This is a genomic window from Ochrobactrum sp. P6BSIII (genome assembly GCF_014138065.1).
Classification (GTDB): Bacteria; Pseudomonadota; Alphaproteobacteria; order Rhizobiales; family Rhizobiaceae; genus Brucella.
Genome location: NZ_JACGXB010000004.1, coordinates 190873 through 204370, shown reverse-complemented (window position 1 = coordinate 204370; position 13498 = coordinate 190873). Strand labels below are relative to the sequence as shown.

The window sequence follows — 13498 nt, the reverse complement described above, 5'->3', positions numbered from 1 at the left end:
ATGTCCAACAAAATGCTCATCGATGCCTCCCACCCGGAGGAAACCCGCGTCATCGTCACGCGTGGCAACAAGATTGAAGAATTCGACTTCGAGTCGGAACACAAGAAGCAGCTGAAAGGCAATATTTACCTCGCGCGGGTCACGCGCGTCGAACCTTCGCTTCAGGCTGCGTTTGTGGAATATGGCGGCAACCGTCACGGTTTCCTCGCCTTTTCGGAAATCCATCCCGATTATTACCAGATTCCGGTCGCCGACCGTCTGGCTCTGCTTGAAGCGGAAGCCAAGGCGCAGCGCGCCGAAGACGACGATGACGACGAGCCGCGCGCCAAGAGCGAACGGTCTGGCGAGCGCTCGGGTGAACGGTCGAACGACCGCTCGCGCCGTAATCGCCGCCGCGGTGGTCGCGACAACCAGAACAAGGCGCAGGCCAGCACCTCGGATAACGGCCTGCCCGCAGCAGAGCCTGTCGGCCCTGGTTTCGTAAACTATGTACCGGGAACGCCTGCAAGCGCCCTGTCGCACAAGGGCGACGTGATTTCTGAAGCCGTCGACAGCGGCGACGAAGACGATATCGAACATGAAGAAGACATGGTTGAATCGGTCGGTTCGGAAGATGCGCTGGAAGAACTGCCGACGCATACCCGCACCCATCGCCGCCAGTACAACATTCAGGAAGTGATCAAGCGCCGCCAGATTCTGCTGGTGCAGGTGGTCAAGGAAGAGCGCGGCAACAAGGGCGCAGCTCTCACCACCTATCTGTCGCTGGCCGGTCGTTATTCGGTTCTGATGCCGAACACCGCGCGTGGCGGCGGCATTTCCCGCAAGATCACCCAGCCACAGGACCGCAAGCGCCTGAAGGAAATCGTCAAGGAACTCGAAGTGCCGCAGGGCATGGGCGTGATCCTGCGTACCGCTGGCGCCAATCGCACCAAGGCGGAAGTCAAGCGCGACTACGAATATCTGATGCGCCTTTGGGAAAATGTCCGCACGCTGACCTTGCAGTCGACGGCGCCTTCCCTCGTCTATGAAGAAGGCAGCCTGATCAAGCGCTCGATCCGCGACCTTTATAACAAGGACATCACGGAAATCCTCGTTTCCGGCGAGAACGGCTATCGCGAGGCCAAGGATTTCATGCGCATGCTCATGCCGAGCCATGCCAAGGTGGTCCAGCCCTATCGCGAACAGGTGCCGATCTTCACGCGCAACGGCGTCGAAGCGCAGCTCGACCGCATGCTGCTGCCGCAGGTTACGTTGAAATCGGGCGGCTATCTGATCATCAACCAGACCGAAGCGCTGGTTGCCATCGACGTCAACTCCGGTCGTTCGACGCGCGAGCATTCCATCGAAGACACCGCGCTCCAGACCAATCTGGAAGCTGCCGAGGAAGTGGCGCGCCAGCTGCGTCTGCGCGACCTTGCCGGTCTGATCGTCGTCGACTTCATCGACATGGAAGAAAAGCGCAACAACCGCGCTGTCGAAAAGAAGATGAAGGACTGCCTGAAGGACGACCGCGCTCGCATTCAGGTTGGTCGCATCTCGCATTTCGGCCTTCTTGAAATGTCGCGCCAGCGCATCCGTGCATCGGTGCTCGAAAGCACGATGCAGGTCTGCCAGCATTGCGGCGGCACCGGACATGTCCGCTCGGACTCTTCGATGGCCCTGCACATCATTCGCGGCATTGAAGATTATCTGCTGCGCCATTCGGGCTTTGACATCAATGTTCGCACGCCAGCGGCTTCGGCCCTTTATGTGCTGAACCACAAGCGCCAGTTGCTGGCCGATCTCGAAGGCCGCTTTGGCGTTGCCATCAGCATCGATGCCGACGAAAGTGTCGGTCACCAGCATTTCGCTATCGACAAGGGCGCGCCGTCCACCCGTCCGGTGACGCAGCCGCCTGTCCAGCCGATGGCCTATATTGAAGACGACTTCGAAGATCCTGAAATTCCGGTCGAGGAAGACGAGGAAGAAGAAGACGTCAAGGCCGAAGCACCGGCCCGTGAAGAACGCAGCGAAGAAGGCGATCGCAAGCGTCGCCGTCGTCGCCGTCGTCGTGGCGGAAAGGATCGCGATAGCCGCGAACAGACCGCTCAGGACGATGCAGCTTCCGATGAAGCAGATGACGATGCAGAAGATGGCGACGAAGCTTCTGAAGCCCGTTCGGATGCGGCATTGAGCGACGATGATCGCCGCAAGAAGCGTCGTCGTGGCCGTCGCGGCGGACGCAAGAACCGTCGTGAAGACGAAGTAAGCGGTCGCAAGGTTCCGGATCCGGAATTCGTCGGCTATACGCCTGTTCTGCCGGCAAAGGTCGAGGCCGCTATTGAAGCCGCCACTGCCGAAGTCGTCGCTGCCAAGGCCGAAATCGTTGAGGTTGTGGAAGCCGTTGCCGTCGTAACGGAAGCTGCAGAAGCCCCGGCTGAAACCGAAAAGCCAGCGAAGACTGCCCGCAAGCCGCGCGCCCGCAAGCCTGCAAAGACTGAGGAAGCTGCAGAAGAAGTCGTGGTGGCGGAAGTTGAAGAAGCGCCAGCCAAGCCAGCCCGGAAGAACACCCGGTCTCGCAAGAAGGCTGATGACGCCCCAGCCGCACCGGAAGCGGTAGAAACGCCTGAAGCAGTCGAAGCTGAAAAGCCGAAGCGCCGCACGCGTAAGGCAGCTGCCAAGCCGGTTGCGGAAGTCGAAGAAGCTGTGGCCGTTGAGGCTGAAGCCGAAGTGGCTGTTATCGAAGAACCGGCCAAGCAGACCGAGCCTGTCGTCACGTCGAGCGATACCGACGAGCAGAAGCCGAAGCGCGGCGGATGGTGGCAGAAGAAGGGTTTCTTCTAAGCCCTGCCCGATAGTACGAATAAAAAAAACCGGCGGAAACGCCGGTTTTTTTGTCGGTCAATTTAATCAGGCTGACTGTTGTGGTAGCCAGTCTTCCAGTCGACGAACGGCTTCCTGCATCTCTTCGACTTTTCCTGCATAGGAGAAACGCATGGTGCGGTGGCCATCCAGCGGGTCGAAATCACGGCCCGGCGTTGCAGCAATATTGATCTCTGCAATCATCTTGCGTGCGAATTCCATGCTGTCATTGGTGAAGCGCGAAACATCGCAATAGGCGTAGAACGCGCCATCCATAGGTGCCGCCAGTTTCAGGCCCATGCGTGGCAGATGTTCAAGCAGGATTGCGCGGTTCTGCCGATAACGATCCTTGATGCGCTCCAGCTCGGCTGTAGCGTGGAAAGCCTCGATGGCCGCACGCTGCGAAAGTTCGGGTGCGGAAATATAAAGGCTCTGGCTCAGCCGTTCGATGGCTCGCACATCGCCCTCCGGCAAAACCATCCAGCCAATGCGCCAGCCCGTCATGCAATAATATTTCGAGAAGGAATTGATGATCGTAACATCGTCGGTAATTTCGAGCGCCGTAACATCGTCGGTTTCATAGGAAAGCCGATGATAGATTTCGTCCGAGATCACGCGAATACCGAGCGAGCGGGCCGTATCAATGATCGCCTTCAGTTCGGGCTTGGCAATCACTGCGCCCGTTGGATTGGCCGGGCTTGCAAACAGCACACCCTTCAATGGCTTTTCGGCGTGCGCTGCGGCTAGTGCCTCGGCAGTCAGAGCCGCCGATGTGCCGTTGCCGGTCGGTATTTCCACCACTTCCAGCCCAAGCGCCGTCAGAATATTACGATAGGCGGGATAGCCGGGACGCGTGATCGCCACCCGGTCACCGGGATCGAAATAGACCACGAAGGCCAGATTGAAGGCTGCCGAAGAACCAGTCGTCACGGCGATTCGATCCGCCGAAACGGAAACGCCGTAATGATCCGCATAATGCGCGGCAATTGCCTCACGCAGTTCAATTAGCCCAAGAGCGTCGGTATAGCCGATGCGTCCGTCTTTCAGTGCCTGCTCGGCTGCCTGTCGCACGATCTGCGGCGCCGGATCTGCGGGCTGGCCCACCGCCATGGAAATAATCGGATGGCCTGCGGCGCGGCGGCGGTTTGCCTCTGCCAGAACATCCATGGCGTGAAATGGCTCGACCGCACTGCGACTTGAAAGACTGATCAACTTTACCTCCAGAACACTGCAAGCACTCCCCTGAAGCGCCGCATGGACAGAACATATTATCACCGCCGTATAAACGCCGGATTGGTAAAGCAACAGCGCTTTTAGGAAATTGGGTGCAATGTCCTGGATGATTGCTTGTAAAGGACGCCTGTAGCGCGGCCTTCACGCACATTGGGGTCTAAAGGTTGATGGCAACAATATCGGAATTGACCGGATAGGAAAGTCGGCAGAGATTGCACGGCCAATATCGGGCTTTTTAAGATCATGCTGCCTTGTCCATATGCCGTTTAAAATGCAACCGGACGGTTATAAGGTCCTGAACCGAAACCCGTTTGCCGATAGAATGAGCAAACCACTGCGAGATTCGCGGACACTAAGAGGAGGACGACGAGCATTATGGCAGCATTGATCGCGCCGTTCCCGACCGGGACCTTATCCTTTGGAAGATTCGTGCGCCGTTCCGTGGCGGCACTTTCGGCCCTTGCCGTGGCGGTTACAGGCGTTCTCCCCGCTTCCGCCCAGTCGCGCGGCGTACCAATCGTGCGCGACGCAGAAATCGAGGCGCTGGTCGCGGATTATGCTGCGCCGATCCTGAAGGCCGCCGGTCTTTCCAGCCGCGGCGTGCGCGTCATCCTCGTCAATTCGCAGAGCTTCAACGCCTTCGTCGATGGACGACGTATTTTCATCAATACCGGCGCCATCATGCAGGCCGATACGCCCAACGAGATCATCGGCGTGATCGCGCATGAGGCAGGCCATCTGGCAGGCGGGCATCAGGACCGTCTGCGTGAACAGTTGAGCCGTGCGCGGACCATGGCGGTGATCGGCATGCTGCTTGGCGTGGGTGCCGGTGTTGCAGGCGCAGCAGCCGGCAGCGGCTCGGCAGCCGGTGCGGGCGGCGGCATCGCGCTCGGCAGCGCCGAAGCGGCGATGCGCAGCGTTCTCAGCTATCAGCGCACCGAGGAAATGACGGCTGACCGTATGGCGGTCAACTATCTCAACGCGACCGGGCAATCGACCAAGGGCATGCTGGACACGTTCCAGCGTTTTGCCTCCGCCCTCTCCTTATCGGGCACGCAGATCGACCAATATCGCATCAGCCATCCGCTTCCGCGCGAGCGCATCGCCAATCTCGAAGAACTGGCCAAGAAGAGCCCTAATTTCAACAAGACGGATTCGCCTGCCCTGCAATTGCGCCATGACATGGCGCGCGCCAAGATCGCGGCCTATTCGGGCAATATGGGCGAGTTGCAGCGTATGTTCCGGGGCAATCCCGGCGGACTTCCCGCGCGCTATGGCAGCGCGATCACCACCTATCTGAACGGCTCGGCGCGTTCTGCCCAGCCCAAATTCGATGCCCTGATCAAGGAACAACCAAAGAACCCCTATTTCTACGAAATGCGTGGCGAGGTTCTTATCAAGGCGAATGATGCTGCCGGTGCCGCCAAGGCTTTCCAGACCGCCGTGTCACTCGATCCGCGCAAATCTCCGCTGCTGCGCATGAGCTATGGGCGCGCGCTCATGCTGACGGGCGCGAAAGCAAACATGCCGACAGCAATCAAGGAGATCAAAGCGGGCATCGCATCCGATCCGGAATTCCCGGGCGGCTATGGATATCTCGCGCAAGCCTATGGCCAGCAGGGCAGCATGGGACTTGCAGACCTTGCGACTGCCGACATGAACTTCTATTCGGGCAAACTACAGGATGCCCAGATATTCGCGATCCGCGCACAGAAGCAGCTGAAATCCGGAACCCCCGACTGGTTGCGTGCGCAGGACATTATCAGTACGAAGAAAAGCAAATAACGCCCGGTATTGGTCTATATTGGTCACGGCGTATTTTTGAACGGATTGGAATTTCACGATGAAGAATGCAGTTTCCATCACGCTGGCGAGCGGCATTGTCGGTTTGGCAGCGTTGGCTCTTGGTTATGGCGCAGGGCTGTCGCGCCATGCGTCTGCGCCGGTCACGGCGGCAACGACGGCTGAAGCACCGCTTAACGAGCAGGCCATTGAAAATGTGGTGCGCAACTATCTTCTCCAAAATCCTGAACTGATGCTGGAAGTGCAGAGCGCACTGGAAACCAAGCAGGCGCATGATGCTCAAGAACAGGTCAAAAAGGTTCTGGCCGCCAATCAGAGCGCACTTTACAATCCGCAGCATGACGCCGTTTTCGGCAATCCGAACGGCGATGTGACCGTTTACGAGTTCTTCGATTACAATTGCGGCTATTGCAAACGCGCCCTGCCCGACATGCAGGCCATCCTGAAAAACGATCCGAATGTTCGTTTCGTCATGAAGGAATTCCCGATCCTCGGCCCGGATTCGGTGAAGGCGCATATTGTTGCGCAGGCCTTCAAGGCACTGATGCCGGAAAAATATGCCGAATATCATAGTGTCCTGCTCGGCGCACAGGAACGCGCCACCGAAGCATCCGCCATTGCAGATGCCGTCAAGCTCGGCGCTGACGAAGCCGCGCTGCGTGAAAAGATGAAGGACCCGGCGATCACCGGCGCTTTCCAGGACACCTATCAGCTGGCAACGCAGCTCAACATCACCGGCACGCCGTCCTACATCATCGGTAATGAGCTGGTGCCGGGCGCTATCGGCGCCGACGGCCTTATCGAGAGAATCGCCGCCGCACGCACTGCCGCCAAGATGTGAAAATGACACCCTGTGCCCGATAGGCTTTCTTGACTGAAAGCCTATCGGGCACAGACTTATCAAAAACCGGTGATTACCGGGTCTTGAAGAAAAAATGCCGTAATGCCGGTGCATCTCGCAAAGAATAGCGGGAAAAACCGGTCAGGCAGAACATCTGCACTGAATTATAGGGTTTCGGCTTGCATCCAAGCTCTCTATATGGAAAGCGAAGTGTTACTAAATTTTCGTGGTAACACGATATCGGTTGCAAAGGATTTGGCGCGGACACAAATGACAAAGACGGTTTTTGTTCTAAACGGTCCCAATCTCAATCTTCTGGGAAAGCGTGAACCGGGAATTTATGGCGTTGCGACGCTCGCCGACATTGAAGCGGCCTGCAAGCGCGAAGCCGGTTCTCTTGATCTCGAAGTTGATTTTCGCCAGTCCAACTATGAAGGCGATCTGGTCACCTGGATTCAGGAAGCGGGCGAAAAAAACGCCTATGTCCTGATCAATCCGGCAGCCTACAGCCACACTTCAATTGCCATCCACGACGCGATCCGCTCAGCGAAGGTCACGGTTGTGGAAGTGCATCTTTCGAACATTCATACGCGTGAGGCCTTCCGGCATCACTCTTATGTATCCGCAGTCGCCAAAGGCGTCATTTGCGGCTTTGGCGCGGAAGGGTATCTGCTCGGCCTACGCGCGCTCGCGGCAATTGCCAAAGAACAAGAACACAACGGGCAAAGCGTAAAAGGGGCCTGATATGTCCAGCAAAAATACTGTCATCGACAAAGAAACCATCCGCGATCTCGCGGACATCCTCAACGATACCGACCTCACCGATATCGAAATCGAACATGGCGATTTGCGTATCCGCGTTTCGCGCAATGTAACGGTTCAGGCCGCAGCGACCGTCTACCCGGCCGCAGCACCGGTCGCTGCAGCAGCACCTGCCGCCGCTCCGGCAGCAGCCGAGCCGACCAAGGCTGAACTGGCAAAGAACGCCGTTCTGTCGCCGATGGTTGGCACTGCCTATCTTGCTCCGGCACCGGGCGCACGCAACTTCATCGAAGTTGGCACGCAGGTGAAGGAAGGCCAGACTCTCCTCATCATCGAAGCCATGAAGACCATGAACCAGATCCCCGCCCCGCGCGCTGGTACGGTCAAGGCCATTCTGATCGAAGACGCCCAGCCGGTTGAATTCAACGAACCGCTCGTCGTGATCGAGTAAGCGTCGTTCAACCCTTGTTTGACGCGTCTTCACTTCACGAAACCGGAACTGGCAGCAAGCGCATGTTTCAAAAGATCCTCATAGCCAATCGTGGCGAAATCGCTCTTCGCGTGCTCAGAGCCTGTAAGGAACTGGGCATCAAGACGGTCGCTGTTCACTCCACGGCAGATGCCGACGCGATGCATGTCCGTCTGGCAGATGAAAGTGTTTGTATCGGCCCGCCGCCATCGCGCGACAGCTATCTGAACATTCATCAGATCGTTGCTGCATGCGAGATCACCGGCGCGGATGCGATCCATCCGGGCTACGGCTTCCTGTCCGAGAACGCCAAGTTCGCGGAAATTCTCGAAGCACACAACATCACCTTCATCGGCCCCACAGCCTCCCATATCCGCATCATGGGTGACAAGATCGAAGCCAAGCGCACAGCCAAGCGCCTCGGTATTCCGGTCGTTCCCGGTTCGGATGGCGGCATCACCGACGATGTTGAAGCTGCACGCGTGGCGAAGGAAATCGGCTTCCCGGTCATCATCAAGGCTTCGGCTGGTGGTGGCGGTCGCGGCATGAAAGTGGCCCGCACTGAGGAAGACCTGTCGATTGCTCTCGCAACCGCGCGTTCCGAAGCGGCTGCCGCGTTCGGTGACGATGCCGTTTACATCGAGAAGTATCTCGAAAAGCCGCGTCACATCGAAGTTCAGGTCATGGGCGACGGTGCGGGCAACGCGATCCATCTGGGCGAACGCGACTGCTCCTTGCAGCGCCGTCACCAGAAGGTCTGGGAAGAAGCCAACTCCCCGGCTCTCAACACGGAAGCACGCGACAAGATCGGCATGATCTGCGCCAACGCCGTTGCCGAGCTTGGCTATCGCGGCGCAGGCACGATCGAGTTCCTTTATGAAAACGGCGAGTTCTATTTCATTGAAATGAACACCCGTCTGCAGGTGGAACATCCGGTCACGGAAGCCATCACCGGCATCGATCTCGTGCATGAGCAGATTCGCGTAGCTGCGGGTCTCGGCCTTTCGGTGAAGCAGAAGGACGTGCGTTTCTCTGGCCACGCCATTGAATGCCGCATCAATGCGGAAGACCCGCGTAACTTCACGCCGTCTCCAGGTCTCATCACCCACTACCATACGCCTGGCGGCCTCGGCATCCGTGTGGATTCCGGCGTTTACTCCGGCTATCGCATTCCGCCGTATTACGACAGCCTCATCGGCAAGCTCATCGTGCATGGACGCAACCGCGTCGAATGCATGATGCGTCTGCGTCGCGCGCTGGACGAATTCGTGGTGGATGGCGTCAAGACGACCCTGCCCCTGTTCCAGGAGCTGATCGGAAATCAGGACATCGCCAATGGTGCCTATGATATCCACTGGCTAGAAAAATATCTGGCTAGCCAGTCCGAGAGCGAAGGCGCTTAAATAAGTGACAGCAGGAGCAAAGCCGGACGACTATACAATCGAACCGGAATTGCTCCTGCGCGCTTACGCCACCGGGGTTTTTCCGATGGCCGAAGAGGCGGATGATCCAGAGGTCTTCTGGGTACGCCCTGAAAAACGCGGTGTCATACCGCTTGATGGATTTCATATCCCCCGCAGCCTGCAAAAGACCATTCGGCAGGGCATTTTCGATATCAGGCTCGACAGTGATTTCGAGGGCGTCATCGACGGATGCGCCAGCGGCGCCGGCGAACGCGCGCGCACTTGGATCAACGGTCCAATCCGCGAAGCCTATGGCAAATTGTTTGAAATCGGACATTGCCATACGGTCGAGGCATGGCACGAGGGCAAGCTGGTCGGCGGCCTTTATGGCGTAACGCTCGGCAGAGCCTTTTTCGGCGAGAGCATGTTCACGCGCAAGCGCGATGCTTCAAAAGTCTGTCTCGCTTTTCTGGTGCAGCATCTCGTCAAGCAGGGCTTCCTGCTGCTCGATACCCAGTTCACCACGCCGCATCTTGAGCGTTTCGGTGCAATCGAAGTCCCCCGCAAGAAATACGAGAAAATTCTCGAGCAAGCCCTTGAGAACATTGCCCGTTTCTAACTTGACCGGAAAAAGTTGGGATCAGTTCTGCTGTGCAGCCGGTGCCGGAACGTCGGACTTCTGCTTGCAGTCTTTCAGCCACACGTCATAGATCGGATGCTCAACAGCGTTGAGACCGGGGCTGTCAGCAAACATCCAGCCCGTGAAGATACGGCGAATCTTGCGATCCAGCGTAATTTCCTCAACCTCGACAAAACTGTCGGTGCGCGGCGCTTCATTCTCGGTGCGGGAATAGCAAACCTTCGGTGTCACCTGAAGCGCGCCGAATTGAACCGTCTCATTGATATAGACGTCAAATGTCGTGATGCGGCCCGTGATCTTGTCCAGTCCCGAAAACTCCGCGACCGGATTGGAAACACGTTCTGCCTGAGCTGCATGCAAGCTGCCGACAGCCGCAAAAAGCGAAATCAGGGCCACATGTGCAGCCTTCTTGATTTTATCTTTTCCGTTGCCAGCCGTGCCGGGGGAATGCTTCGTCAAAACGGAAACCCGCATCAAAGATTGATCAAATGAACTGGAATCGTTCCTAGGCTCGAAATGTGACGATTCGTTGCCCTGCTGCAAGGTGCAATGGCCGGAACAGACCTTCGTCGCCCGTCTATCCCGGCCTTTTAAGTCTAAAAAGCCAAAACGTAGCGGGAAATAAGAAAATCCGGCGTGAAAATCACGCCGGATTGTAAACTTGTTCAGTCTCAGTTGCCCGGTGTCCAGGCATCGTATTCGCCCGTCACGCGCGGACGCTCGGCCTGTTCCGTACCCGGACGGGCAATCGAGCCCTTCGGACGATAAGCAAGCGGCGAACCTGTCAGATTCTGCAAATGCGGCTTCTGCCAGTCGCGCGGCTTGTAGTCTTCCTTGCTCGGCGGCGTATCGACGCGATGATGCATCCAGCCGTGCCAGCCCGCAGGAATTGCACTTGCTTCCGCATAGCCATTGAAAATGACCCAGCGACGTGTGCGACCTTCGGAGTCCTTGCCACCCTGATAGTAGATGTTGCCGAACTCGTCTTCACCGACGCGCTCGCCTTTGCGCCATGTGTGCAAACGCGTACCGAGCGTCTGACCATTCCACCAGGTGAAGACTTGCGTAAGAAATTTCATCATGGCCTTTTCCAGATCCATCATCATCGCGGACAGACGAAACTGTCGCTTTGTCCTTGCTTATGGCCCTATCGCCCGATCAAGGCAAGGGTCAAGTTGCCGCTGTCACAAGAGTATGAAGAGGCTAAAACTCGTCAGCTTTCGGCTTTTCGCTTGGGCAAGACGCGCTTCACATGCTCCAGCCGTCGAGCGACTTTTCCATCACGAGAACCGGTTCCTTGCAGTTCGGATCACCCCAGTCCTCGTTACGACCGACGATGGCATAGCCCTTGCGTTCGTAGAACTTTACCGCCTTGGCGTTCTTCTCGATCACTTCGAGCTTGATAGCGCGCACATCGGGGAAAGCCATCTCGATTTCCGCAAGCAGCATCGTACCCACACCCTGAACCTGCACGTCTGGACGCACATAGAGCTGGTGCAGCGATGCCTTGCCTTCCTCGGACTGGCTGGCGAAAGCCATGCCATCGATACCGCCCTCGCCGTTATCGGCGACGATGAATTCCGAATAAGGCTTGCGCAGATTGGCTTTCAGCGCGGCAACGCTATGCCACTGGCCGGTGACGGCGTTGACCATCTCCCGGCCCAGAATGTCGTCGAAAGTCGCGTGCCAGGTCGATACGAGCAGCTCGTGAACTGCCTTCAGATCAGCCTCGGTGGCGCTGCGAACCCACATTACTCTTCAATCCCGAGCTTGGCCTTGACCAGATCGTTCACAGCCTGTGGGTTGGCCTTGCCGCCCGTGGCCCTCATGACCTGACCGACAAACCAGCCAGCCAGCGTCGGCTTGGCCTTGGCCTGTTCAACCTTCTCCGGGTTGGCGGCAATGATGTCGTCGACCGCCTTTTCGATGGCGCCGGTGTCAGTGACCTGCTTCATGCCGCGTTCTTCAACGAGCTTCTTCGGGTCTCCGCCTTCGTTCCAGACGATTTCGAACAGGTCCTTGGCGATCTTGCCGGAAATCGTGCCGTCCTTGATGAGATCGATGACCGCACCAAGCTGTTCAGGGCTGACCGGCGATTCCTCGATGCTCTTGCCCGCCTTGTTGAGCGCGCCGAGCAGATCGTTGATGACCCAGTTGGCTGCAGCTTTGCCATCACGGCCAGCAGCTACAGATTCGTAATAGTCGGCAATCGCCTTTTCCGTGACCAGGATAGAGGCGTCGTAGATCGAAATGCCCTGCTTTTCGACCAGACGCTGCTTCTTCTCATCCGGCAGTTCCGGCAGTTCGGCAGCCAATGCATCCACAAATGCCTGATCAAATTCGAGCGGCAACAGATCAGGATCCGGGAAATAGCGGTAATCATGCGCTTCTTCCTTGGAGCGCATCGAACGGGTTTCGCCCTTCACAGGATCGAACAGGCGCGTTTCCTGATCGATGGAACCGCCATCTTCCAGAATGCCGATCTGACGGCGCGCTTCATATTCGATAGCCTGACCAACGAAGCGGATCGAGTTGACGTTCTTGATTTCGCAACGCGTGCCGAATTCGCCACCCGGACGACGCACGGAAACGTTGACGTCGGCGCGCATGGAGCCTTCGTCCATATTACCGTCGCAGGTGCCGAGATAACGGACAATCGTGCGCAGCTTGGTCAGATAGGCGCGCGCCTCATCCGACGAGCGCAGATCCGGCTTGGAGACGATTTCCATCAGTGCCACGCCAGAGCGATTCAGGTCGACATAGGACATGGTCGGATGCTGATCATGCATCGACTTGCCCGCGTCCTGTTCCAGATGCAGACGCTCGATACCGATCTCCACATCTTCGAACTGGCCCTTATTGTCGGGGCCGACCGAAATCATGATCTTGCCCTCGCCCACAATCGGCTGCTTGAACTGCGAAATCTGATAGCCCTGAGGCAGATCGGGATAGAAGTAGTTCTTGCGATCGAAAACCGACTTCAGATTGATCTGGGCATTGAGGCCAATACCCGTGCGGACAGCCTGCTTGACGCATTCCAGATTGATGACCGGCAGCATGCCCGGCATGGCGGCATCCACCAGAGACACATTGGCGTTCGGATCGGCGCCGAACGAAGTGGAAGCGCCTGAGAACAGCTTCGACTCGGACGTGACCTGCGCATGGACTTCCATGCCGATGACGACTTCCCAGTCGCCAGTGGCGCCGGAGATGAAGCGTTTCGGTTCCGGTATGCGCGTATCAATAAGGGACATGCTGGCTCGCAAATATTCTGATTGAGCTAAAAACGGATTGATTACTGGCTAGAGCAAAGCCCCCATGGATGCAAGCTTTTCAGCCGTTTATCCGTGGGTTGAAACGGAAAAGGCCGCGCAATGCGCGGCCAGTTCCAAATTCGCTAGAGCGGTTCCGTTTAATACGGAATCGTAGAACCGCTCTATCTATTTATTGTTAAGCATTATCCTACGCAAAACCGCTACGCACTTTTGCTGGAAATGCTCTAGACA

The 13498-nt window shown here is 57.3% G+C and carries 12 protein-coding genes; 7 read left to right on the top strand and 5 right to left on the bottom strand.

Going from position 1 to position 13498, the window contains the following annotated elements:
• Complete coding sequence (locus tag FHW00_RS07410) at positions 1-2823, top strand: Rne/Rng family ribonuclease (protein WP_078338518.1); 2823 nt, start codon at positions 1-3, stop codon at positions 2821-2823.
• 66 nt (positions 2824-2889) lie between these two features.
• Here the strand turns inward: FHW00_RS07410 and FHW00_RS07405 are convergent, their stop codons facing one another.
• Positions 2890-4053, bottom strand: a complete 1164-nt coding sequence (locus FHW00_RS07405; RefSeq protein ID WP_078338517.1) for a pyridoxal phosphate-dependent aminotransferase — start codon at positions 4051-4053, stop codon at positions 2890-2892.
• A 396-nt stretch (positions 4054-4449) separates the two neighbouring features.
• Between FHW00_RS07405 and FHW00_RS07400 the strand changes: the two genes are divergently transcribed.
• The 6 genes from FHW00_RS07400 to aat all read left to right on the top strand — a co-directional run bounded on the left by FHW00_RS07400 (position 4450) and on the right by aat (position 9971).
• Complete coding sequence (locus FHW00_RS07400; protein WP_078338516.1) at positions 4450-5859, top strand: M48 family metalloprotease; 1410 nt, start codon at positions 4450-4452, stop codon at positions 5857-5859.
• A gap of 58 nt (positions 5860-5917) precedes the next feature.
• A complete protein-coding gene (locus tag FHW00_RS07395; protein ID WP_078338515.1) occupies positions 5918-6718 on the top strand; it encodes a DsbA family protein in 801 nt (266 codons plus the stop codon).
• A gap of 270 nt (positions 6719-6988) precedes the next feature.
• Positions 6989-7462: a type II 3-dehydroquinate dehydratase gene (aroQ, locus tag FHW00_RS07390; protein WP_078338514.1), complete on the top strand. Its 474-nt coding sequence runs from the start codon at positions 6989-6991 to the stop codon at positions 7460-7462.
• Between the two features lies 1 nt (position 7463).
• Positions 7464-7931 carry an acetyl-CoA carboxylase biotin carboxyl carrier protein gene (accB, locus tag FHW00_RS07385; protein WP_078338513.1) on the top strand — a complete coding sequence of 156 codons (468 nt, stop codon included), beginning with the start codon at positions 7464-7466 and terminating at the stop codon, positions 7929-7931.
• A 62-nt stretch (positions 7932-7993) separates the two neighbouring features.
• Positions 7994-9352 carry an acetyl-CoA carboxylase biotin carboxylase subunit gene (gene accC, locus FHW00_RS07380; protein WP_078338512.1) on the top strand — a complete coding sequence of 453 codons (1359 nt, stop codon included), beginning with the start codon at positions 7994-7996 and terminating at the stop codon, positions 9350-9352.
• Positions 9353-9401: 49 nt separating this feature from the next.
• The gene (gene aat / locus FHW00_RS07375; RefSeq protein WP_078338650.1) at positions 9402-9971 is read left to right on the top strand and encodes a leucyl/phenylalanyl-tRNA--protein transferase; all 570 of its coding nucleotides are present in this window, start codon (positions 9402-9404) and stop codon (positions 9969-9971) included.
• Positions 9972-9992: 21 nt separating this feature from the next.
• Here aat and FHW00_RS07370 read toward each other — a convergent pair whose 3' ends face one another.
• The 4 genes from FHW00_RS07370 to gatB form a co-directional block, all read right to left on the bottom strand.
• The gene (locus FHW00_RS07370) at positions 9993-10466 is read right to left on the bottom strand and encodes a DUF2155 domain-containing protein (protein WP_078338511.1); all 474 of its coding nucleotides are present in this window, start codon (positions 10464-10466) and stop codon (positions 9993-9995) included.
• Positions 10467-10663: 197 nt separating this feature from the next.
• Positions 10664-11074, bottom strand: a complete 411-nt coding sequence (locus FHW00_RS07365; protein ID WP_078338649.1) for an NADH:ubiquinone oxidoreductase subunit NDUFA12 — start codon at positions 11072-11074, stop codon at positions 10664-10666.
• A gap of 166 nt (positions 11075-11240) precedes the next feature.
• A complete protein-coding gene (locus tag FHW00_RS07360) occupies positions 11241-11744 on the bottom strand; it encodes a GNAT family N-acetyltransferase (protein WP_078338510.1) in 504 nt (167 codons plus the stop codon).
• Complete coding sequence (gene gatB, locus FHW00_RS07355) at positions 11744-13246, bottom strand: Asp-tRNA(Asn)/Glu-tRNA(Gln) amidotransferase subunit GatB (RefSeq protein ID WP_078338509.1); 1503 nt, start codon at positions 13244-13246, stop codon at positions 11744-11746. The genes FHW00_RS07360 and gatB overlap by 1 nt, the downstream gene beginning before the upstream one ends.
• Positions 13247-13498 lie beyond the last annotated feature (252 nt).